At 37.3% G+C, this 25,481-nt stretch carries 17 protein-coding genes; all 17 read right to left on the reverse strand.

Going from position 1 to position 25,481, the window contains the following annotated elements; translation table 11 throughout:
- Positions 1-125: 125 nt before the first annotated feature.
- Positions 126-644 (reverse strand): ROK family protein, encoded by a 519-nt coding sequence (locus tag ACZSMY_RS08090; protein ID WP_193063916.1) that lies wholly within the window; start codon positions 642-644, stop codon positions 126-128.
- Positions 644-763, reverse strand: coding sequence for an ROK family protein (locus ACZSMY_RS08095; protein ID WP_193063847.1), 120 nt, complete (start codon positions 761-763; stop codon positions 644-646). Before ACZSMY_RS08095 ends, ACZSMY_RS08090 begins: the two co-directional genes overlap by 1 nt.
- A 59-nt stretch (positions 764-822) precedes the next feature.
- On the reverse strand, positions 823-2,214 hold the full coding sequence (locus tag ACZSMY_RS08100; RefSeq protein WP_465147764.1) for a glycoside hydrolase family 1 protein: 1,392 nt from the start codon (positions 2,212-2,214) through the stop codon (positions 823-825).
- Positions 2,215-2,398: 184 nt separating this feature from the next.
- Positions 2,399-4,933 (reverse strand): beta-mannosidase, encoded by a 2,535-nt coding sequence (locus ACZSMY_RS08105; RefSeq protein ID WP_193063849.1) that lies wholly within the window; start codon positions 4,931-4,933, stop codon positions 2,399-2,401.
- Between the two features lie 15 nt (positions 4,934-4,948).
- Complete coding sequence (locus tag ACZSMY_RS08110; protein ID WP_193063850.1) at positions 4,949-6,016, reverse strand: Gfo/Idh/MocA family protein; 1,068 nt, start codon at positions 6,014-6,016, stop codon at positions 4,949-4,951.
- 14 nt (positions 6,017-6,030) lie between these two features.
- Positions 6,031-6,897, reverse strand: coding sequence for a sugar phosphate isomerase/epimerase family protein (locus ACZSMY_RS08115; RefSeq protein WP_193063851.1), 867 nt, complete (start codon positions 6,895-6,897; stop codon positions 6,031-6,033).
- A gap of 495 nt (positions 6,898-7,392) precedes the next feature.
- The gene (locus ACZSMY_RS08120) at positions 7,393-8,712 is read right to left on the reverse strand and encodes a glycoside hydrolase family 125 protein (protein WP_465147652.1); all 1,320 of its coding nucleotides are present in this window, start codon (positions 8,710-8,712) and stop codon (positions 7,393-7,395) included.
- A gap of 15 nt (positions 8,713-8,727) precedes the next feature.
- Positions 8,728-11,439: an alpha-mannosidase gene (locus ACZSMY_RS08125; RefSeq protein ID WP_465147653.1), complete on the reverse strand. Its 2,712-nt coding sequence runs from the start codon at positions 11,437-11,439 to the stop codon at positions 8,728-8,730.
- A gap of 15 nt (positions 11,440-11,454) precedes the next feature.
- On the reverse strand, positions 11,455-14,571 hold the full coding sequence (locus ACZSMY_RS08130) for an alpha-mannosidase (protein WP_465147654.1): 3,117 nt from the start codon (positions 14,569-14,571) through the stop codon (positions 11,455-11,457).
- Between the two features lie 160 nt (positions 14,572-14,731).
- Positions 14,732-16,339 (reverse strand): extracellular solute-binding protein, encoded by a 1,608-nt coding sequence (locus ACZSMY_RS08135; RefSeq protein ID WP_465147655.1) that lies wholly within the window; start codon positions 16,337-16,339, stop codon positions 14,732-14,734.
- A 256-nt stretch (positions 16,340-16,595) separates the two neighbouring features.
- A complete protein-coding gene (locus ACZSMY_RS08140) occupies positions 16,596-17,501 on the reverse strand; it encodes a carbohydrate ABC transporter permease (protein ID WP_193063856.1) in 906 nt (301 codons plus the stop codon).
- A gap of 14 nt (positions 17,502-17,515) precedes the next feature.
- On the reverse strand, positions 17,516-18,481 hold the full coding sequence (locus ACZSMY_RS08145) for an ABC transporter permease (protein WP_193063857.1): 966 nt from the start codon (positions 18,479-18,481) through the stop codon (positions 17,516-17,518).
- 1,163 nt (positions 18,482-19,644) lie between these two features.
- Positions 19,645-21,870, reverse strand: a complete 2,226-nt coding sequence (locus ACZSMY_RS08150; protein ID WP_193063858.1) for a helix-turn-helix domain-containing protein — start codon at positions 21,868-21,870, stop codon at positions 19,645-19,647.
- 31 nt (positions 21,871-21,901) lie between these two features.
- On the reverse strand, positions 21,902-22,540 hold the full coding sequence (locus ACZSMY_RS08155) for a YesL family protein (protein ID WP_193063859.1): 639 nt from the start codon (positions 22,538-22,540) through the stop codon (positions 21,902-21,904).
- Positions 22,541-22,714: 174 nt separating this feature from the next.
- On the reverse strand, positions 22,715-22,834 hold the full coding sequence (locus ACZSMY_RS08160) for a helix-turn-helix domain-containing protein (RefSeq protein WP_465147765.1): 120 nt from the start codon (positions 22,832-22,834) through the stop codon (positions 22,715-22,717).
- A gap of 183 nt (positions 22,835-23,017) precedes the next feature.
- Positions 23,018-24,787 carry a recombinase family protein gene (locus tag ACZSMY_RS08165; RefSeq protein ID WP_465147656.1) on the reverse strand — a complete coding sequence of 590 codons (1,770 nt, stop codon included), beginning with the start codon at positions 24,785-24,787 and terminating at the stop codon, positions 23,018-23,020.
- A gap of 56 nt (positions 24,788-24,843) precedes the next feature.
- Complete coding sequence (locus ACZSMY_RS08170; RefSeq protein WP_042533183.1) at positions 24,844-24,990, reverse strand: SHOCT domain-containing protein; 147 nt, start codon at positions 24,988-24,990, stop codon at positions 24,844-24,846.
- Between the last annotated feature and the right edge of the window lie 491 nt (positions 24,991-25,481).

Genomic DNA, 25,481 nt, shown 5'->3' on the forward strand with positions numbered 1-25,481 from the left:
GCTATTTTAACGTAATTATCTAATAATAGGAATTTTCCAAGCGAAAGTATATGAATAGGTATAAGCAGATGAAAAAGGAACTGTCACAAAATACATGGTTTGCATTTGATGACAGCTCCTTTTTTCTACTTGCATACTTCATCATCTTGTTCTGCCTTTAGAAAGATTTGTTCTCCAGTTAATGATGATATATCAACTTGTTTTTGTTGTGCGACACGCTTTATAATAGAAAATGTGGAAGCAGTTTCGCTAAATTTATTCATCCCGCTACCGAGGTTATTTGAATTAAGAATCATATAACCAAATTCCCCGCCATGTAAATGACCGCCCTTATGAATGCTGCCGTTTTTAATGAATGCCCCTCCCATTCCCGTGCCCACCACGACAACGGCAACATCGTTTTTTCCCGTTGCAGCTCTTTTCCATACCTCAGAAAGGGCAGCACAGTTGGCATCATTTTCGATATGGACCGCCAATCCTGTTTCCGTCTCCATATGTTTTTTTATATTTGGTCCGTGTATATACGGGATAGCGCCGGATCCATAAATAATTTCTTCTTCTGAAACAGAATCGGGAGAGCTAATGGCAATCCCCTTTATATCTTCGTTTGAATACTGCTTTAATTGATTTTTAATAAAAAATATTAAATTTCAAGCGCCTTTGGAGTTTGCGTTTTTTCTTTAGTTATTATCTTTCCATCTGTATCAACCAAACCATACTTTATATGTGTTCCTCCAAAATCAAACGAAAGAATACTCGTCATACCAGTTACACCTCTATCATTAACATCGGATTATCAACTTCTGTTTACTGAAATGGTCATTAAAACCCATTTTGCTCAGCAACTTGACTGAACCATTGACCACTCTTTTTTAAAGAACGCTCCTGCGTATCAAGATTAACACGATATAGACCATATCTATTTTTATAAGCATTTAACCATGACCAGTTGTCCATAAACGTCCAAACATGATAACCAAAACAATTTGATCCTTCCGTAATTCCTTTATGCAACCATTTTAAATGCTCTTCATAAAATTCAATTCGATAATCATCTTGAACCATGCCTGCTTCATCTAAAAAACGTTCTTCATGCTCGACGCCCATCCCATTTTCCGCAACATACCACGGTATATTTCCGTAACTGTCTTTTATATTAATTGCGATGTCATAAATTCCCTTTTCATAAATTTCCCAGCCTCGATATGGATTCATACGGCGTTCTGACCAAATATACGAGTCAAAAAAATTTTCTGGCAATAGAGTGTCAGAATCAATTGACATTTCTTTTTCTTTAACCCGTCTAGGTTGATAATAATTAACACCTAAAAAATCAACCGTATTATCGTCGATTAATTCTAAGTCACTTTCTTTTACTGCAGGAAGCAAATCATAGTCTCGCAACAATTCTATAAGTTCCTCAGAATATTTATCTAGAACAGACGGATCTAAAAAACTTCTATTAAAAAATAAATCAACAATCCTTGCGGCTTTCACATCCTCTTCAGAATCACTTCGTGGATAAGATGGTGACAAATTCAAAATAATTCCAATCTCACCTTCTAAATCCATTTGTCGATAACTTTTAATTGCCTTGGCACTTGCCAGCATAGAATGGTAAGCAACAACCACAGCCCGCTTCATATCTACGACACACGGATAATGATAATGATTTAAATACCCCATCTCAACAGGGACAATAGGCTCATTAAAGGTTGTCCACCGTTTAATTTTTTTACCAAAAAGCTCAAAAGCGGTCTTTGCATAATGCTTAAACATCTCAACAACTTCTAAGCTTTCCCACCCGCCTTTTTCCTGCAATGGTAAGGGCATATCAAAATGAAAAAGGTTAATTATCGGTTCAATGTCATGTTTAAGAAGCTCATCAAAAACTTCATTATAAAAGTCAACTGCTTTTTCATTAACATTGAATCCGTCTGGCAACAAACGTGACCATGAAATAGACGTTCGAAATGAATTAACATGAATAGCTTTGATACGTTTAATATCGTCCTTAAACTGGTGATAAAAATCGGACGTTAACATGGGGCCAACACCTTCATGAAAACGTTCCAGTTCTATTTCAAACCAATAATCCCAAATGTTTTTAGCTTTTCCATCTTGTTGTGAAGCACCTTCAGTTTGTGTAGCAGAAGCGGCAGCGCCCCACTTAAAATTATTTGGAAATGTATAATCATTTGACATTGATGTCACCACCTCTTTATTCATAACTTCATTGCATTTAGTATGCAATGACTTAATTAGATATAATTACGAAACATATACCTGACTACTAAAATGGTTCCGTATTTTGCACTATTAATAAACTATATAGTTTAAAGATAATGGAATGCGGTCTATATTTCCCGCTTACTATCAGCACACCTCTTTCTCTCTATTAATTCGTAATATAGTCAAACATAGATGTTACTTGGACCTTGGCAAGTTCAGCTGACTGCTGGTCTTGCGGATCTAGCGATTGTCGGAAAGATACAAATTTCTTGACACCTGGTATCAAGGAGAAATTGTTGTCATCAAAGTGACCAGTTTCATCTGTATCTAACCAGACATTTAAGGCTAAGGAATCTGTTTTAAGTTCAATACCGCCTTCGATTATTTCATACGTAATATTTGGATTCTGTAATTCAATGTCCTTAGGTTTAGAAAAGAGATGAATGACTGTATCAATCGTTTCTTCCGCTTTTACCAATTCACAGTGTAATATCGATTTGCTCCAATCTGCATGCTCGAAAGCAGATATAGCTTCTTCTGACAGCTTGTTTGACGTATTCGCTTCAAGCACAACTGAAGTAAGTGTTTTATCAATCATTTTGCCATTGAAATCATATAGCTTACATACCAATTGAGCTTCTTGTTTTTCTACTGCATCAGATACCGCATAAATCGTTAACTGTTCTTCTGTTTGGTCAACAATTAAAACCGTTGACTTAAAGCGATCTTTCATCACAAATTGTAATGCTTTCCACCTGCCAAAGTAATCCATACTGGACCACGAAGCTACTGGCCAACAATCATTCATCTGCCAATATAAAGTCCCCATACAATCCGGCATATGCAAACGGTGGCCTTCTACTGCCTGCTTAATCGCATCGGCCTGTAATACATGACTAACATGTAAAAAGGCTGAGAAATCTTTCGGTTCTTTATAATACATCTCCATATAGTTCTTAATTAAACGGTTACCTGAACCATTTTTCTGATGATGGAGCATCACTTCTGACTCTAATTCCAATTCTTCTCCTTTAGCATATTCCCTGACTGTCTTCTCTTCTGGGAATGATTGAAAGCCGTATTCACTCATAAAACGTCCGACACTCTCTTTATAGGCTTCCATTGGCTTTAACCCATGCCAGACATCCCAATAGTGCATATCACCTTTGTCTAGGGTATCAAAGGTAGCATGGCGCCCTGAAGTATTGGATAGATCCTGCATTGGCGAGCTTGGCCAATAAGAAATCGCTGGATTATATTGTCCAATTACAGCAGGCAGTAATTGATGGAATAACTTCTCATAATCCTCCCATAACTGTTTACGCTGTTCTTCATTATAGCGCTGCTTCCAGCCCCATCCTGCTTCTTCAACATATTCCGCCCATGCTTGATCAATCTCATTATTACCACACCATAAGGCCAATGAGGCATAGTTCCTTAAGCGCTTGACTTGGTCAATCGCCTCTTGCCTCACATTCGCAAGGAAAGCTTCGTCTCCAGGGTACATACTGCAAGCAAACATAAAATCTTGCCAAACCAAGATGCCGTATTGATCACAATATTCATAGAATGCTTCATATTCATAAATACCACCGCCCCAGACACGAAGCATATTCATATTCGTATCGACTGCCGTCAGCACTTCGTGTAAATAGCGTTCCTTCGTTATTCTTGTTTGGAAGCTGTCATTCGGGATATGGTTTGCCCCTTTTGCGAAAACAGGAACACCGTTTAATTCAAAATAAAAACTTTCACCCTTTTGGTCTTTTTCCCTTACAAAACGGATAGATCGAAGACCTGTTGTAAGCTGGTAACTGTCTAACAATTGCTGTTCGGCTGAAAGCACCTCGATATCAAATTGATACAGGTGTGCCTCCCCTAAACCATTAGTCCACCACAATTTTGGTGATTCTTTGATAAACGGTACTTTTACTAATTGTATACCTTGCTCTACTGCTACAGTTTGCAGGTGTTCCCAGCCATATTGATCGCTAATCTTAATGGTCACCTCTTGTGCTTTCGTAGTTTTTAACTCTAATTGAGCCTTTACTGCTGCCTGCTCTGTTGTCACCTCTTGTTGTTCAAAGTAAACATCTTGAATCTTCAAATTAGACCAAGTTTCAATATAAGCCTCTTTCCAGATACCTGATGTAACAAAGCGCGGTCCCCAATCCCAGCCATAATGAAAAGGGGCTTTACGAGTAAAAATACTGAGTTTCTTCTCACCTACTTCGCCATCTTCTGAGTGATCATTATCTGCTGGATAATTGAAGCCAATTTGATCTGGTTTATCGATATCATGCTGAATTGGAGAATGGAAATAGACACGGAGGGTATTCTCACCTTTTTTCAACTGATTCTTGATATCTACTTTCCAAATACGGAACATATTACTTGCCTTAAGAATAGCAGTGTCATTCAAGATCACATCGGCATAGGTATCTAAACCTTCAAAGGTGAGCACAATATGTTCTTCTTGCAAAGTTTCTTCTAATATGTTAAATGTTGTTTGGTACTCCCAGTTTTTCTTATCAATCCATTGTACATCAAGCTCTTTCTTTCCAACAAATGGATCTTCAATAATGCCATGATCTAATAAATCCGTATGAACACACCCGGGAACAGTTGCTTTCTTCCAATCATCCTCTGCTGCTTCTTTAAATCGCCAATCTTCTAATTGCCATTTTTCTTTCCTGCTCATTCACTTCTGCACCACCTAAATATCAAAATGTATTTCTTTTTGTTCTAAACTTGATTGATACACACCTGTAAGGATCTTCATCATTTCTACCCCGTCTTCCACAGGAGCAATCGTTGATTCTTCGCCTTTTACACACGCGATAAAGTGATCAATTTCTTTTTGGAATCCATGAACGAAATCGAAAGATAAATGATCAATTTGCGGTGTGCTGTTTAAGATAATGTTATTCTTTTCTGTAAAAATTTCTAGTGCCGGCTCAATAACAGCCCCGCCTTTATCACCATGTAAGCTTAAATTAATTTCTTCTTTTTTGGCATGTAATGCAAAGCTGACATCCACAACGATGGACGCGCCATTTTCAAAACGAATAATCGCATTAGCAAAATCCTCAACGTCATTCTTCTCTGCATCATAATCAGCCGCTTTATAGAAAGATTTGAATTCTACATTCGAACGATTTCCCAACTTCTGATAGGTGTTCCCGCTTACTGATTTGACTTTCGGTTTACCCATTAGATACCAGCAAAGATCAATCACGTGGACACCAAGATCAATTAAAGGCCCCCCTCCGGAACGCTCTTTATCAGCAAACCATCCACCCGGGTTACCTATGACACGAATACAAGATGCCTTTGAATAGTAAATCTCACCTAAGTCACCACTATCAATGAATTTTTTGAGAACTTTGGTATTTGTACCAAAACGGCGCACATAACCCACTTGTAAGAATTGTTCAGGGTTAACTTTTACTGCTTGCTGAACAGCCTTCGCTTCTTCTATCGTTTTACATAAAGGCTTTTCTGATAACACACTTTTTCCACTGTTTAATGCAGCAATTGCAATTTGGGCATGGGTGTTATTCCATGTACAGATGCTTACTGCATCAATTTCAGGATTGGCTAATAACTCGTGATAATCGGTGTATGTATGTTCTACACCCAATTTTTTCGCCTGCTTATGGAGACGTTCTTCATTAATATCACAAAGTGCAGCTAGCTCTGCCTCATCTGATTTCTGATAGGATTGGATGTGCATTTCCGAAATAGAACCTAATCCAATCACACCTACTTTAATTTTGCTCATTTGATTATCCTCCCTTAAAGTGATTTCCATAATTGTTTGATATTTTCAAATGAAATGGCACTCGCTTTCTTGCACTCCTCCATTCCTTCAAATTCAATCGATACAAAGCCTTGGTAGCCATTCTCTTTTACAATCTTGAGAATATCGGCTAATGGCAGATCACCATGTCCTGTAATAGCGCCTCTTAAGTAATTACCTGTTGCAGATCCGAACCAGCCTTCCCCCGGATTAGCATGAGAATCTGGACGAACATAGAAATCCTTTACATGCAGCATAGAGATATTATTTAAGCATTTCTTGATGGCAGAGACAGGATCTTCATCGACACAGACGAAATTACCCGTATCTAAGGTATGCCTGAAGTTAGAACGATTTACTTTCGCTATAATAAGATTAATACGATCACTTGCTTGTAAATAGAAGCCATGATTCTCAATACTAGTTACAATATCATATTGCTTCGCATAATCCGCTATGATTTGGCAGGCTTTCACAATCTTTGGCAGATCTTTGTCAAACTGCTCAATGCCAGCTTCATGAGGAGGCTTGAACGATACATCGTGGCGCATTCGTTTCGCACCTAATTGGTTGGCAATATCGACTTCCTTCTTAACCCTCTCCACTTCTTGTTCAAAAGCTTCATCATCCCCAGACAAGAAGTCCGCACCAATGGCATAGTTAGAGATAGCTAAATCTAATTCTTTTGCCTTGTTGACAATATCTTCTATCAATTGAGGATTATTGGTTAATGTATAACCGATCGGTACGATTTCAATATGTTCTCCACCCAAATCTTTAGTCCATTGCATCACATCTAAAATAGTCATTTCTCCAGAGTGGAGAGCATTTGCTAAACTGTATGAGCTCATTCCTAGTTTCATATAGAGACTCCTCCTCTAATCGCTTCAATTGTTATTGGTTTATTTTCTTGGTTGGATAGGCAGGCTGCTTTGACAGCTTCCAAAGTTCTTAAGCCGTCTATTCCTGCAATAGATGGTTCACGATTGGTTCTCACGCAATCAATAAAGTCCTCTACTAGTGCCTAATCTATATCATCTGCCCAAGTCTGTTCTTCTAGCTTATTCTCTTTATCATTATAGAATAGATGGTGCTGTTTAAAGGCATCCACCTCCAGCATACCTTCTTCACCAAAGATAGACATCGTCACATCTCCCCATGTCGGGAAAGTCTTTGGCCTTGACTAGCTCGGATCGATGGTGGCCATCATACCAGATTGTCACTAATTCTGCTTGGTTGCTTTTGGTTAGAGCGGCAGCATAATTTAATGCATGCATATGGGCAAAACTTATGATCCCTAACTTAAGCATGGTTGGCTAGATCTTTGACAATCCTCCCTAGTCTTTAAGTAAAACTATTTACAAGCTCCTTACTTTATCAAGCGGACTCCCTTTGACAACACGTCCTATCCTGCTCAACAGGAACTCACTAAACATCGAATTTGCCCAAGAGAACCATGGTCTTGTATATTGACTTGGGTCATCTACGTGAAAACCTTCATGCATTAAGTTCTCATTCGCATCTGTTGTTTTAAATAATTCAGTGATTTGTTGCTTTTCTGTCTCATCAATCGATGTCAATCCTTGAATAGCCAATGCAATATGCCATATATATTGATTAGGTGTATGTGGACTGCCAATCCCACTTGCTACTTTTCCTGTGAAGTAATATGGATTCTCTTCGCTTAAGAGAAACCTTCTGGTATTTTGATAGATTTTGTCATCAAATGGGCGGTATCCTAAGTAAGGGATAGATAACAAGCTTGGCACATTGGCATCATCCATCAGTACATAGTTACCAAGTCCATCTGTTTCATAGGCATAGATTTCACCGTATGTCGGATGATTCACTGTACCGTATTCATTGATCCCTTTATCGATTTCCTCTGCTAATTTCTCTGCTTGTTCTGCTAATAAGGGATCACCTAAAACCTCATTTGCAATCTCAGCTAACTGCTGCAGAGATACAACAGCAAACATATTCGCTGGTACTAAGTAACCGTATTCACAAGCGTCATCACTAGGCCGGAATCCGCTCCAAGTCATACCAGTATAGACAACTGGTGCTCCGGCACCTTCATGTGACAGTGTATCTTGTACAGGACCATTATCTCTCACAAAATGATAATCGGAGTCTTCATGATGGCGTTGTTCGGTTTTCCATACTGTTAAGATCTTTTCACCGGCACTCTTAAAAGTATCGTTAAAATGGCTGACTTGACCAGTTGTTTTCCAATATAGATAAGCTAATTGAATAGGGTAACATAAGGAATCAATCTCATACTTGCGTTCCCAGATCCAATCTGTCATTTTCGTTTGGTCTTCATGGTATTTATTTCCATTAGGTTCTTCGTTAAACGCATTTGCATAAGGATCATGATTAATAAAAGCAAACTGTTTTTCGATTACCCCTTTTATTATATCGGCTATCGCTTGGTCTTCACCTGCTAACATAAGGTATGGGCGTACCTGTGCAGCCGAATCACGTAACCACATCGCCGGTATATCCCCCGTAATAACGAAGGTAGTACCATCCTCTTGCGGGCGGATCGTTGTCTGATACGTATTGACGAAGCAATTCTCAAATAAATGCTGAAGCTTCGGCTCTCTTTGATAATGTTGTTTTACTACATCGATTAATTGCTTAATCGATGTAGTAAGTTGTAATTGATTTGTCAATCATTTCACTTCCCTCTATTTTAATCTCCATCCAATTGTGTTTATTTGATAAGGCGATAGCTTAATCTCATTCGCTATTCCTGCCAATTTCTCTTCTATTACATTACTCTCATATGCCTCTGCCGCTTGATTTATAGCAATAGTTGCGTTGCCTTCCTGGTCAGACATGTTGAACAAACGCAAATATACGTCCTTCGTATCATCTGCTACCTTCAAGGAAGACCAAGCTACCTGACTTGGTAAGGCGATCTGGATATAGCTGTGTTCTGCTGCTAATTCCCGTGTTTGTTCAGGAAGAGCGAAAGTCGATAATGGAACTTGATATAAATAGGCTTGCTGATAGACATCATAACAAGTATCATCTGCTCCATGTGGAAAGATCTTAAGGCTTGCCGTTTGTTCTCCTAAGCATTGAGCCTCTGGTGTTGGAAAATGTCCCCAGTCACCAAGTTCTCCGACTGCACGTAACAAGGTAATAGCAATTGTATTCTGTTCATCCCTTAATATTTCATATTCATTTAGTCCCTTGTTGGCAATGGTCAAGCCTTTCTGTTCATCATGCATACTGACAAATGCTTGTTGATGTTGAGAGCAATTGGGATTAGTCCACTCCTCTGCCGGCACATTGGGACGTTTGGCTACTTCAAATATAGAATCGGCATAATGGTGATCCGATTGAATATTGGTAGGGATCAATGCACGTAAGCGGTGATCCTTGGCATTATTCGTATACTTTACTTCCACATCTATTCCTCTACCATATTCTGTTAAGGAAACCTGGGTTTGAATAGTAAGTAAGGTTGTCCTATTACTGCGCTTTGCCTTTCGATTGGTAAACCACACAACAGCCTGCTGTTCTTGCTCTAATGTCTCATCTGCACTTTCTGGTATTTCTAATTGATGGATAATTTCGTAGGTGGCACGGTAACTGTCATTCTCCAGCAAACGAATATCTGCCTTTAGATCCTCCGTTGTGATAGTAAGATCATCATTAGCCTGTTTATACATATACTCATTGCCGATATCTCCCGTATCTTCATACACTAATACATGGTCAAATGACTGATTCGTTGTTTTGTTAAAAATAGAAAGTGAACCATTTAGCTGGATCTTAACTTTCAGCCACTTATTTTCTAATACTTTATCAGCAGAGGCAATCTTAGCTTCCTCTGCTACTTGAGCTTCTGTCTCTACCAAGGCATAAGCACGGTGACTAAAGCCAGGCATCTCCACAGCCTCGAATGAAATAATTACCCTTCTCGTCAAGTACGGCTGACGGAATTGATGTTTTGGCAGGTCGTAATCAAATACAACCCCTTTATCTTCTAAAGTAAATGGCAGAACATTACCAGTAGAATCTACTAGTTTATATCCGCTAATATCTTTATCAACTAATTGTTGCCGATTGACACCATCTGCATAATATTGACGCTCTAAATCAACTTGTACTGTTGCTATACTTGTACGCTGATGTCCTGTTGTATTAAACACTGCTAATGGAACAGGTTTCTTTCCATATTGTTTAAATACACTTGTATCTATCCGTTTCGTTAATTTCTCTAATACATCTTTCTTTAGACTCTCACTCATATGCTTGCTTTTCTCAAAACGTGTCACCATTCCACGATGGACTTCATCGACACTACACCCGCATATACTATCGTGAGGATGATTTTGCATTAAGGTTTTCCAAGCATACTCTAAAATATCGTGATCATATTGTTCGCCCACAAGATAAGCAAATGTTGCTAATGGTTCTAATTCACTCTCCAGCAGAGTTTGTACTTCCTGGTTCATTTGCTTTAAATAAACACGGGAAGAAGCTGTATTTACTAATGTCCCCCAGCCATCTGTATGCTGACTGCGTAATTCGCCATCCACCGTTTTTAACTTTTCTTGATTTAATTGATCATCCAGTGCTGCCACATAATCATTGAAATTCGAGTGAACAAATTGAACATCAGGATAAAGTTCTTGTGCCACCTCTATGGCTTTCGACAGATTGTACTGTACGGGCTGATGATCACAACCATTTAACATCAACATATGATTAGAGGAGGCATACTTTTCCATAGCTTCTAAATGTTCATCCCAATATTTCTTGGCAGCTTCTTTATCCGTTGGAATCTCATTGCCATTACAATACCAATTAGCGAACAAAATTCCGATTACCTCTGAGCCATCCGGTGATTGCCATTTCATTTCAGAATAAGGAGACTCATACATATCTGCCTCACTGATAAGGTTATTAAATCCGGTCGGTTTTACACCACGCCCATATGCCGCATGATGAATGCCTGCTTGTTTTATTATTTGCGGAGCTTGTCCCATATTGCCAAAGGAGTCAGGGAAATAACCAATTTTTGAAATATTCCCCCATTCCTTTGCGTCTTTCATTCCATATTGCAGGTTACGGATATTGGATTCATTGCTGGTTAAAAATTCATCCTGTAAGATATACCATGGTCCGACATGAATTCTATCTGCCTCAACTAGTTTCTTGATTTGTTCTCTCTTTTCAGGACGTATTTCCAGATAATCATCAAGAATAATTGTTTGGCCATCTAAATGGAAACTTTTATAGTTTGGATCAATTTCTAATGTATCAATGAGTTCATCCATGAATTTTACTAGTAAAAAATGATGTTTTTCATATGGTAAATACCATTCTCGATCCCAGTGAGTATGGGAAATGATATGAACAGTTCTCTGTTGTGTATCCTGCATGTTTCTACCTCCAAATTATTCATTAAACTCTATAGCAATCGTTTTAATCTCATACGGGGTTATATCGAAGACAATGTCACCTTCTTGTTTAGCCCCTTCTTTTCGCTCCATTAAATCACATGTCTGCCATGAGACTATCCCTAAGTCACTTATTAATCTTACTTGACCACGACGTCCATGGAATTCATGAAGACGAACAATAACTTCTTTACTATCTTCCGCCTGTTTCACTGCATCAATTTCGATATAATTTGCATTGGAAGCAATGAATGACTGTTCTGAAGCTTCTTTTTCACCTGGAGTTACCTTTAATCTATCATTAAGATAATAGGCTTGCTGTGGTACTTCCGCTCCACGCCAATCTCCTAGATGAGGCAGCAAGGAATAAGTAAATCGGTGTTCGCCCCTGTCCCCCTCTGGATCTGGAAAGGTCGGTGCCTTTAATAAGGACAGACGCAAGACATTGTCTTTGATATCGTAACCGTATTTACTGTCGTTTAATAAGCTTACGCCATAACCCGGCTCTTGGATATCTGCCCACTTATGTCCCACTGATTCAAATCGGGCGTAATCCCAGCTCGTATTCCAGTGTGTAGGACGTTTTACATTGCCATATTGGATATCGTAAGTTGCTTCCGTTGTACGTACATCCACTGGGAAGGCAACCTTTAATAATCGCTGGCGTTCCTGCCAATCAACCGTTGTCTTAAAGTCGATTCGCGGTTGATCTGCATATAAAATCATATCTTGTGAAATCGTAGAGGAACCATAGCTCCACTGGAAACGAATACTGGTAAACAGCGCACCAATTTCCTGTTGTTCGATAACCTTCACTTGATCAACATGTTCCATTTTTTCTTGATAGAAGATGTCAATATCCCATGCATCAAACATTAATGGTTTATCTTCAAAAATTTGCAGGTCATTTCCAATTCTACCTGCCTCGAGTACTTCCCGATTCGCTATACGATCGAATATACGGATTAACTGACCTTGCTCATTCCACTCTATTTCGTAAAATGGTGAAACGACACCATTAGGTAATGGTTGGAAATTGGATTCTTTTCTTTTTTTCTCTTTTGGTTCAAAATAGATTGTTTTGTAACCTAACGCTGGAACGGCTTGAACATTTACAAGGCTCCCACCTTCTACTTCTTGAGCTTCTAGCAGTTTGCCCTGACTATCCTTCCATATTCCTCCAGTTTGATTAGGAACAAAGGCTAAATCATCTCGCTTCCAAGAAGCAGCATTAAAGACCAGATACGAAAGATTGGCTTTAGAAGAAACAAGTACTTTCATTGCTTGCTCATATGTTTGTTGACCAAGCTCTTCCGCCTCTTTGTACTCCACCTCAGCATCTTCATATACCTCTTTAATAGAAGACCCTGGAATAATATCGTGGAATTGGTTACGTAAAATAATCTTCCATCCATCGGTCAATATCTTACTTGGATACGTCACTCCTTGACCAGTTACACTTGCCCAGCTATTCAGCCATTCGCTTTCACGATACAAGAGCTCTAACTTGCGATTCATCTTTTTCATAAATGCCTGAGATGTATAGGTGCCACGATGGAATTCCAGATAAAGTTCCCCATCCCATGTATGCACATATTGATCGGTGTCTGCAACTTTATTTCGCAATTGTTCAAAATAGTTCTTTGCTTTTGAAGGTTTGGCTTGTGGCAGTCCAGGAATTTTATCAATACGTCGGCGCATTTCTAACATTTCACGATTTACACCGCCGCCGCCATCTCCATAACCATAAGCCAACAGTAAATCTTGATTGAGATTTTTGTTTTGATAGGCTTCCCATGAATCCAGGGTGATTTTCGGTTCCATATAGCCGTTATACGTATAATAGGTTGATTCAGGCCATGGCTCTGTTGTTGTAATAAAGTGTGTCAGAATTTCACTACCATCTATTCCACGCCATTGAAAAGTATCATGCGGCATTCGATTATATTGGTTCCAGCTAATCTTCGTTGTCATAAACGACTTAAATCCTGACTTCTTCAAAATCTGTGGTAAAGCCCAGCTATAGCCGAATACGTCTGGTAACCAAAGTACCTCGTTTTCCTTCCCAAACTCTTCTTTGAAGAATCGAGTACCAAGGAGTAACTGTCTGACTAAGGATTCGCCTGAAGGGATGTTACAATCAGATTCTATCCACATTCCGCCTTCTACTTCCCATTTACCCTCATTAACCTTTTCTTTTATTTGCTGATATAGTTCTGGATAATCTTGTTTGATATAATCATATAATTGCGGCTGACTCTGCAAGAAAAGATATTCTGGATATTTCTCCATTAACCGTAATACAGTGCTAAAAGAACGGGCCGACTTCTCACGAGTATGTTTTAATCGCCATAACCATGCCACATCAATATGAGTATGCCCTATACAATGAAAAATGACTTCACTGCATTTTGGCATCTTCTTTAGCTGCTCTGTTAAATATTGATTGGCTTGATATACTGATTGATAAAATGATTCTGAGCCTGGATTCAGCCAATCAATCTGTACGAATGCTTCATTTAAACATTGGGAAAGTTTTGATTTCTCCAGCTGTGTATCTGGCAAAGCTTGAATGGTTTCCAGAATCGCCTTGGCATCAAAATAAAAATGATCAACGGCTTCGTCTAATACAGCAAGCCATGCATGTTGAAAGCGATAGTGCTGTTCCCTTGGCTGCCCACCGCCTTCCAATCCTGTCCATAAGCGAAAGTCAAGCTGGATCTTTTCCCCTGTCAACTCTTCTGATAGAAAGACTTCTTTGTGATTGGAATCGACTCCCTGATATGGTTTATGATTAATGAACAGTAAGGATTCAAAACCAGAGTTGCCTCCTGCCCCTGTGTCGCCAAAATCAAAAAAACCTACGATTGTTTTATTCTGCCATCCATCAGGAATAGCTACTTTCTTTTGAAGCCAGACATACAAATCCCTCCCGCTCCAGCGATCCCCTATCTTAATTGGCTTCGCCTGTGATAAGTCTGTCGGTGGCCAGGCTGCAATTTCCCCAGCCTTATCTTCGGTATACTGCCATGTATCAAGTTTTTGTATATCTCGATAGCGGTATGGTGCAATTTCCTGTATTCTTCCATTTAATTTCTTCTCTGTTAACCACATATGCATATTCACTCCTTAACCAAGCCAGAAAAACTCCGCTTCATCATTTATTTCATGTTTATGGAGAGACTCTATCCTCTTCATCTAAATAAAAAAATGGCTCGTCCTTTTACTTTAAAATTTGGTTGTAAAAAACGAGTCATTCTCTTGCTATTATCTATTAGTTATTTACCCAGCGATCGTAAGCATCTTGATTGATTTCGATATATCTATCAAGATTCATATTCTCAATCGTTTCCACATAGGAGTCCCAATTCGAAATTGGCTCAACACCTGTAATAAATTTAGCCTCCATTTGCCTTACATAAGATTCTAAATCTACTTCAATCGTGTTTAACTCATCTTGCTCCTCTTTAGTTAAATATACTAGCGGATATGGTACTTCACCATATGGTTCAATTTTTTCTTCTGTTTCTGCTCTAATGAATTGATCAAATTCAGATTCTTCTTTTCCTTCAATTGGATAGGTTACTGTTGGTGTAGCAATACCATAATCTGGTGTTAATGTCCCGCGATAATCCTCTGCACTATCATATCCTTCAGGAGGATCAAGCTCGATAATTTCACCATCTTCACCACGTTCCCACAGTTCTCCTTCAGGTCCCATATTCAAGAAGGCATAACCTTCCTCTGAATAGAAATAATCAATCCATCGAATCGAAGCTTCTGGATTATTATTATTTACTGTAATAGAGAAAGTTCCTCTTGAAATCCCTGAACTTAGCGGCATTACAGCCTCTTCAGACCATTCACTTGTAAGTGGATGGAACATTGGATTATTCATCGCTTCTTCTTCTGTTTCACCAGTTGTAAAGAATGAGAACCAATCCGGGAATAGACCTAATCTATTTTGTTGACCTTTGGCTTTCTTTTGTTCATCTGATTGTGAGAATGTTTCCGGGTCTAACAACCCCTCTTCATATAACTGATTCATAAAGATTAAATATTCTCTATAATTTTCGGTAATTGGCGTATAACGTACTTCACCATCTACCTCTTCAATTCCCCATTCCTTTAGCCCAAATGCCGCAAGTAACCATGGACGGGTACTGTCCATTTTTACGTCTAACAATGGAATCTCGTCCGCTTTCCCATTGCCATTTGGATCTTCATCACGAAAACGTATTAACAAATCGTAAAATTCATCCACTGTCTTTGGCAACTCTTCCACACCTAGCTCATCTAACCATTGTCCGTTATACCACATCGGACCTGTAACCCATTGTGCCGATGAACCACCCTCTGCAACACGTGGTAGAGAATAGATATGACCGTCTACTGTCGTGATTGATTTCTCTATCTCTGGATTTTCATCTAATAACTTTTGAATATTTGGCGCATGCTCCTCAATTAGATCTTCTAATGGGAGTAATACACCTTGCTGTCCATAATCAACCTCCATACCAGGAGTAAAATCGTCAGAACCAGCGGCATATATAATATCTGCAATATCACCACTTGCAAATGCTAAATTCAATTTTGTTTGGAAATCACTTACTGGAGGGGTATCAAATGACAAATCGATATTGGTCATCTCTGAATATTCCTGAAGAGTTTCCATATTTGCCCAGTCTTCCACCCCAGTACCTGGAGCCATTAACGAAATCGTAATTTTCTCATCAACGATTGGAAACCCTTCTTCATTTATTTCTACTGTTTCTTCGGTTGAAGCTAGTTTTCTCTCATCATCAGATGAGTTACTACTACATGCAGCAAATAAACTAACGAATAGCACACTGACTAGAACTGATAAAAAATGTTTTTTCATATTTTGTAACCTCTCTCCCTTAATAATCTTTTTATCGAATTGGGCATCCCTTGTTAGCTGTACTTACTACTGGTTACTAAATTCACCTCCTAAAAATGAACGTTTATAGTCATTTTATTTACCAGGCAGCCCTTGCAGCAGAAATCCTACAACAGTCGTACTTAACATGTCTGCCAGCTAAGACTAATAGCTGTAATCCATCCAAGATGCCGCTAGTTACACACATTATGTCATTTGTTTATTTATATATTCACAATTAACCTTTCAAAGATCCAATCATTACACCCTTTACAAAGTATTTCTGTAAGAATGGATACACAATGATTACAGGTAAAGAGGAAACAATCATTACTCCATACTTAATGACGGCAGCCAGTTGCTGATTACTATGAATTAACTGGGCAGCCTCTCCTGTCATATTTGTGTTATTAGAAGACATATCTTGTAGAACCAAGATCTCTCTTAACACTAACTGTAATGGGAATAACTCTCGATCAGAAATATAAATCAATGCATTAAAGTAACCATTCCAGTGACCTACACCATAGAACAATGCCATTACCGCAATAATTGGAGCCGATAAAGGTAAAATAATCTTGAAAAACAGTTTAAAGTTAGAGGCACCATCGATCGTTGCCGCTTCTTCCAAGCCTCTTGGAATCGTAGACTGAAAGAATACCCGCGCAATAACAATATTCCATACTGATGCGGCATTAGGAAGTACCATTGCCCAGATTGTATCAATTAACCCTAGATCTCTTACTACTAAATACGTTGGAATTAACCCGCCTGAAAAGAACATGGTTAGAACGAATAGACCAGTAAAGAAACCTCTTCCATAAAAATCTTTACGTGCTAACGCATAAGCTGCTGGAATCGTTATCAATAGATTGATAGATGTACCTAACACTGTGTAAACTACTGTCATCAAGTAGCCTCTCCAAATAGAATCATTACCAAAGATTAACCGGTAACCTTCAAAAGTAATATCCTTTGGCCAGAGCCACATTTCCCCAGAGTTTACATAGGATGGGTTACTAATAGACGCACTGACAATATAAATTAATGGGTAAAGTACGAGTAGCAAAGCAATTGTTAAACAAAAATACACAAAATATTTAAAGAGTTTATCCTGTTTCGTTTCATTAAGATTGGAATCCATATCTCAACGCCCCCTTACCACAGACTAGTTTCACTTGTTTTTCTAGCAATTTGGTTAACAACGATCAGCAATATCGCGTTTATAACAGAATTAAATAGACCAACTGCCGCTGCGAAGCTATATTGAGCGTCTAATAAACCTGCCTGATAAACAAATGTTGCAATTACGTTTGATGATTCTAAGTTCAATGGGTTTTGTAAAAGTAAGATCTTTTCAAAACCAAGTGCCATGATATTCCCTAAGTTCATGATTAAAAGGATAACCATTGTAGGAACTAGTGCTGGAATATTGATGTGTATAATTCTTTGAAATCTTGATGCCCCATCGACAATTGCAGCCTCGTGCTGCTGAGGATCTACACCAGATAGAGCAGCTAAGTATATAATGGTACCCCAACCGGCACTTTGCCATACTCCCGAGAATACATAAACCGTCTTAAACCAACTTGGATCACTCATAAAATTAATTGGCTCAAAGCCTAAGAATGAAATAAAGTGATTAATAATACCGGTTGCCGGTGATAAGAAAGCAATAATCATACCTGAAATTACTACGACAGAGATAAAATGTGGCGCATAAGTGACCGTTTGCACTGTCCTTTTATAAAATCCATCTTTTACTTCATTTAATAATAAAGCTAGTATAATTGGTAGTGGAAAACCTACAATTAATTCATACACACTGATTCCTAAAGTATTTTTTAATAGGTCCCAGAAATAATAAGAATCAAAGAACCTTTCAAAGTGTTTTAAACCTACCCAATCGCTACCTAGGAAGCCAAGTGATGGTACGTAATCCTTAAATGCAATTTGAATTCCATACATCGGTACATAATGGAAGATGATAAAATACAAAACTGCTGGTAATATAAAAATGTATAACTGCCAATTTTGTATAATCTTCTTAAATGAATTTGTCTTTCTAGCATTATTAATAGGTTTGTTCTTTTCTTTATTAGCCACTGCTGATTCTGAAGCCATATTTACTTTCCTCCTTTGTTTTACAGTTGTTGCTTTTCGTGTAACTGTTTTCATCACAAACCTTTACGGTAAGAGTTATCAATATGTGGTTTTTATTATTATCTTTGCAAGTCAAAACATTTTGCTATAACCTGCTCATTTTTATAACTGAATTCTTTCCTGCCAGTATTGTAACTGCTTTCACTATACAACCATATATAAAGCGCTTTCAATATGTATTTCTGACAATGAATTGTCAGAAAAATAACAGTTAACAATGGGTAATCCTTAATTAATAGCTGTTTTTGGTGTATTTTATATGTAAAACTCATAATATATGTAGAACTTGACATAACTTTGTTTTCCAAGGCAATTTATAGGATGAATAACCTCAGCAACTTTGACAAGCTACCATCAACTCTACCCTATTCTTTACTCTTTGTATGGTTATGTCAAACACTCCTCCCATATAGTTTGATACTAAGTAGTGTCTGATAGAACTTTTGCTGCCTCTGTATATTCTTATTTCCTAGCATGCTCATCCATCCTATCTTTTCGTTAATTTATTGGAGTAGAACATACACTGATTCATAGCTAGCAGAAGAAATAGGCAAGACTTCAGTATAAAAAATGACAAGTGCCTTACAAGTTAAAAACGTGACGTCACTTGTCAACCTCCACACCTGAATTTGCTCGTCCTGCGCATTGTAAAATGCAGTGCGCAGCCCCCACAGAAAAAAATTCTCTTCTTTTGCGAGGGTGAGCTGAGCGCAAACCCGCGAAAAGTGCAGTATATTTCTAGAGCGAGTCACACCTAACCTTTTTTTACTTTCTGATCTCATGAACAAAAGCGTAGAGCGCCTGCTTAAAAACGTAGAAATTGCGCCCCTGGTCTTCGAGGGTTAACTTCCTTTACTTTTGAGATAAAGGAGACACGGTGAGGTGACGAACCGATGTTGACTTTCACCCAAGGGCATAAGTGCGACTATGGTTCTGTCTGCGCCTATCGGCTTGCCAATCACCAAGTTATCGTAGGGCGCGCGCCTTGAAATCTCTAAAGTTTGGCGCTCGGAGCTGGACACGGCTGATTTTATATAAATAGTTATCCACAAGGCAATAATTCTATAAATTCCTATGCTAAAATAAATAAGCTGCTAAAGTCTTGTGCTTTAGCAGCTTTCCTCTTATTCCGTATAAACTTGTCTGTACTTACCTGGTGTCATACCCACTTCATTTTTAAATTTACGGGTGAAGTTGGCAACATCTTTATAACCAACATCTAATACAATCGCTTTAATCGGCTTATCTGTGGTTGTAAGTTGTTTCTTTACTTCTTTCATACGTAAATACTGTACATACTGCTTGAAGGTATAGCCTGTCTGTTCCTTAATGAATCGACTGACATAAGAAGCTGACAAACGGAATTTAACCGCTATTTTCTCTAAGGATAGATCATGCAGCATATAATTTTTGTTTAAATAATCAATTATATTGTTCTTCAGCTGTTCATTATGACTTTTCTTATTCTTATTAACTTCTTTACATGCAAGGGAAACTAAATCATTTAACTGTTCATGCAGTTGTTCTTGAGAGCCAAAATCAAAGATCTGTTCATAGGTTTGCTGTGATGGAGTGACGCCTATTTCGGTAATGGTTTTAATAATCGTATTAATGACATCAAAACAAATCGCCCGTAAGAAAGAGACAGATTGCTCATTAGATTGTAACTGACTGAATATAGTCGAAAGAGTTTCGTAAGCAACTTCTTTATCCCCTTGTTTAATACTCTGAACAACCTTCAATAGATCTTCACGAGGATAACCTATATCAAATTCTCTTTCTTTTATATCTTCAAAATAGATGCTACTGCCTTGACTATAGAAGTATTTATGCTCTAATGCTACTAATGCTTCAATATAAGAACGGTTGAACATTGTCTTATTATCGTAAATTTTACCAATACCAATCGTTGGTTTAATCTCAAAAATATTACTTATATCTTCTTTTATTTGATTGACGAAGTCTTTCCGTTTCTGTTGTGCGGTTGATTTATTTCCATTAAATTTCACCACAAGTGCAATTGCATCCATATTTAATAAGTCAATACCATATGCCGTAACATACTCCAGGGAAACATCGGTAAATAATTTATAAAGTGTTTCACGTTCAATAATTCTATTTGTAAGCAATTTTTGCTTATCAAGTGAAATAATCATTGAGCAATAATAATCCCCATTAATATCAAGGTATAGGGTTTCATTATAGCTGTCAATTTCCTCTTCACTATTGAAATCACCTTTGATAATTTTGATAAGGAATTGATCTTTCACAAAGGATTGATGCTTATACATCGTCTCACTTAACTTCTCATGATCTTCAAACACAGAGGTTACCGTTCGTTTAATTGTTTCTAGTTCATTTATGCCTTTAACTTCTAGTTTTCTATTTTGGTTAATAGAATTAAATAAAGAACGGATTGGCTGATACTGCTTTTTCGCCAGCCATAAGACAAGCAAGCTCCCTACTATAAATAGACTGATACACAACAAAGCCATAACCAAAATGGTGCTCTCTAAACGTTCAAAAAACTGAGAAGTTTTCATCATGATAACAAATTTCCAGCCTGTCATTTCTGATTCCACCATGGCAACGGAGTAATTCTCTCCACCTTGTTCTATACTGGTCACTTCACCATTAACGGCTTCATCCAATTCAAGACTGCTGATATCAATATTTTCATCCACTATCGACGAACCAATAACTTGATTTTGCTCAGATATAATAAAACCGTTCCCTTGTGTTTCATTTAACGTATTATCTATCAGGTTATCCAAAGTTCTCTCTCGAATTAAGTAGATAACTGTACCATAGCTATTATTACTGTCTGAAGACAGGGGCACAAAATAATTGATATACTGAAAACCATCTCTTCCTCCATTGCCTTGTTCTGTTCTTGTTGTCAAAGGTACACTGGCTTCCATTGCTTCTGAAACAGCTTCTTCATCCCAATTATAATTATCAAAGGCAGTAGCCAAAGAGTGAGCACCATTAGAAGAAAAAATTCGACCAGAACCGTGGTAATAAATCATAATCTCATCAATGATCGAACTGTTCGCTTTATATTTTCTTAACTCACTAATTGCTTCAGAACTATAGTATTCGTGACTGATCATATAGGGAGTCAACCTGGGATCATATGCCATTCTGTTCGCAAGCATATCCAACTCATTAATTCTTTCATCTGTGATCGTAGCAATTTGTTCCAATCCGCCAATATTCGATTGTTCTATCTCTTCTTTTAAATCAGAAACAGAGTTTAAATAAACAATCGAACACATCACGGTGAAAGGTACTAAAAAAACGATAAAATAAGAAATAATATATTGTTTAAATAACTTTGATTTTATCAACGAGGTCCCCCCTGCACAATTACCCTGTTGCTTAGTTTTCTTTGATATTATCCTCTTGTAACTCTACACTCCTCTTCTCTACAGCTATACAAGCCCGGTAAGAAAACCAAAGAATGGGGTAAAGTGTTAAGGGTACTCCTATAAATATAATTAAAACAGGCAAAAAATTATATAGATAGTATAAAGGGAGCAAGGAGATTAACATGGCCACTGATTCAAACGGCCGTATTAACGCAATCAAAAAAGCTTGTTTAAAATACCGGAAAAATGTTAACTCATATCGATTATATATAATGAAGAAATGACATACCAAAATCGTATAAATCACAATCACTCCCACAATAAACGCATGAAAATAAAAAGATTGAATAAAATCTCTTGAGATAACATAATCCGCATAAAAAAACATACCAAGTACTACCAAGATCAACCCCAAGCCATTACCTTTTATAAATGCTTTTTTATAGGTATCCCAAAACTCAGCAAAAATAGGGATATTGGTACCATCTTTAAACCACTTATGGATTACACCTGCAGTTGCCAATGTAGCAGGAATAATACCTAATACCCCTAAACCAAGCACTGTAAATAGATACCACAGCATTTGAAGATACATAATGTTAAATAGCCACGTACCCAATTGGTACATAAATCTCATAATTCCATTCATTTAGAACCCTCGCCATCTTATTGTCTACATTTTATTATATAATAAATTAAGCGCTTACGAAATAATCTGGTTAAAAATGCTTCCTTTATTTCGCTAATTCTCTAAATTTTGTGAGTAATTTTAAATCATTTCCTATCACTTCGACAAATATACGAGGTGTATACTCATCAGCAATCATACGCGAAAACCAAATTCATCATATAATAAGCGTAGCGAAAGCTTATTGATGTATGTTTCATAGTAGTTGAGTACCGTACTTATTGCTTCTACATTCCCTTTTATAGCAGCTACAATTCGAGATAATTATTGATATAAGCAAACAAAAATACGCTTTGAAGTAAGCTTTTATATCACTTTCTTCAAAACGTATTTATTTCATTGGCAAAAGTATAAAACTTACCTGCTGCTTAAGTGTAACTGAGTTTTCCGCCAGGCTTGGCGATAAGCTAAGTATTCTTATATAGTTACATTCGACGCTCAAGTAAAGTCACAGCCTCCACGTGTGTGGTAATTGCTATTGGAACGCAATTCGTTTTCCTCGTTTTCAGTATTGGAATACAATTCATTAAAAGATTCCTTTTTTTTATTTTTTCTCGGAGGTTTAAAACTATTTCCATCTAATGAATCGACTGTTCCAATTTTGTAAATAAATGTTAACTTATATGGATTGTCATTTCCTTCATTATCCACACCACCAACTATTACTTTCTCTATTATACTTTCAAAAACATATCGATCAAAAGTATTTAGACCATTTTCTTTTTCTAGTAATTTTCTAAATTCTAACAATCGTTCTTTAATATCTTTTTCATCATCAAGACTTGATTGTAAATAGGCTTTTCTTCGTTTCTTGTCATCGAGTTTTTTGATTGTCTTATTATATTTATCTTCATATGTTTCTTTATCTAGCCTACCCTCTATATGCATATCAATCAACTTATTTTTCTTTTTCTCTAAAGCTTCAATTTCTATCTCAATTTTAGAAACCTTCTCATATGCTGTATTTACACTTAAACTCTCTTCCATTCTTTCCAAAAATTCTTCTAAGACATCTTGATTATTATTACACATAAGACGATAACTTTCTAAAAATGCTTTTTCAATTATTTCTTCCTGTATCCCTTTACTCTCTGGGCAATATTGTTTTCCTTTTTTTGTACTAGTCATACAATGCCATATTATTTTATGATATGAACTGCCACCATGCCAACTTCGTCTCGACAATATGCTTCCACAATAAGGACATTCAAGCAAGCTGCTAAAAGCGTACTTACGACTATACTTTTCCCTCTTGCCACCATTTCTGTCTACTCTAAGTTTGTTCCGATTCCTGCGTGTTCTAATCTCTTCTGCTTTTTCAAAAATTTCAGCACTGACAATTGGTTCATGGTTATTTTTTATATAGTATTGATCTTCTTCTCCAAAATTACTTAATCTACGTTTTGTAATAGGATCAACTGTAAAGGTTTTCCCCATTAAAAGATCACCTTTATATTTCTCATTCTTAATAATACGAAGTATAGTTGCGTCTTGCCATTTTGTATTGCCTTTTTTTGTTTTATGGCCTAAAGCTTCCAACTCTTTTGCTATCATCTTTCCTCCTGCACCCTGCACATATCTTTCAAATATATATCGTACTATTTCTGCTTCTTTTTCATTTATAGTAAGCGTTTTATCTTCCGGGTTATAATCATAACCAATGCAACCTTGAAAACCTATCAGCTCCCCTCTGCTCATTTTCATTTTTAAGCCTTTTTTTACATTAGCAGAGATATTTTCAACTTCCTGTTGAGCAACCGAACTCAATACTACAAGTAACAATTCTCCATCCATCGTAAGCGTATTAATTTTTTCATCTTCAAAGAAGACTGCAATATCTTTTTCTTTAAACATTCGAACGTATTTAAGCGTGTCTAAAGTATTTCTTGCAAAACGAGATATTGATTTGGTAATAACCATATCAATATCTCCATTCATACAATCATTTATCATTCTTTGAAAATCTTCCCGCTTAACCGTTTGTGTTCCTGTAATCGCTTCATCAGCATAAATACCAGCAAATACCCATTCCGGATTGTTATTAATTAAATCCTTATAATAGGTAACTTGTGACTTATAACTACTTAATTGATCCTCATCATCTGTACTAACCCGACAATATGCAGCTACTCGACGCTGTTCAATAGCTTTGCCTCGCCGATGGCTAAAACGGGAATTGTTTCCTTTTATAATTTCAACCTCTGACATTACAAATCCCTCCTTGGATTTTATTACCAATATTCTACGGCGATTTAAAATAAAAGTCAGCCTGTAATATCAGAGATAATATGATAATCTTTCATTAATTTACTTTTTGCCATTTTATATTCTTCCTCTGAAATTAACTTATAAGTCAGTAATTGTTTTAACATAGAAATTTGCATACTGTATTTAATCAAATTCTTTTTCATAAAAACCTACCTCCTCAAAGAATTTCAAAATAAAAAATCAGACGGCTGTTGGTACAGCTCCACGGGAATTTCACCCCTGCAAGTATTTCTTCCAGCCCTACTCATAGCTTGCGACGCTCCAAACGCTCGAACCATGACGGTAGGGGAGTATCATTATACTGCTAATGAGTCATCGCCAGTAATCCACCACGATTACATTAGATTCTTTGTTTATCGCTCGTTTCAGCAGAAAGTCATGGCGCAAGAATCAAGTAGCTCTTCATCAGCAGAACGTATCTGATTTTCCAATTTATAATGCATGAGATTAATCATGCTTTCTTTATCAAAGAACGTTAAAAATCATTCTCCCACTTTAAGTGACTGCTAAAAGAAAAAGGAAAGTTCCATATGCCACACATCTATTTTTTTAAATAAGAAATGCTGACTTTCCTTTCTCTCCTTCCTTTGCTATTACTACAAATAGAAAGAACCATTTTGCCAAAAACGAGTAA

Source organism: Oceanobacillus sp. B139/18 (assembly GCF_055524595.1).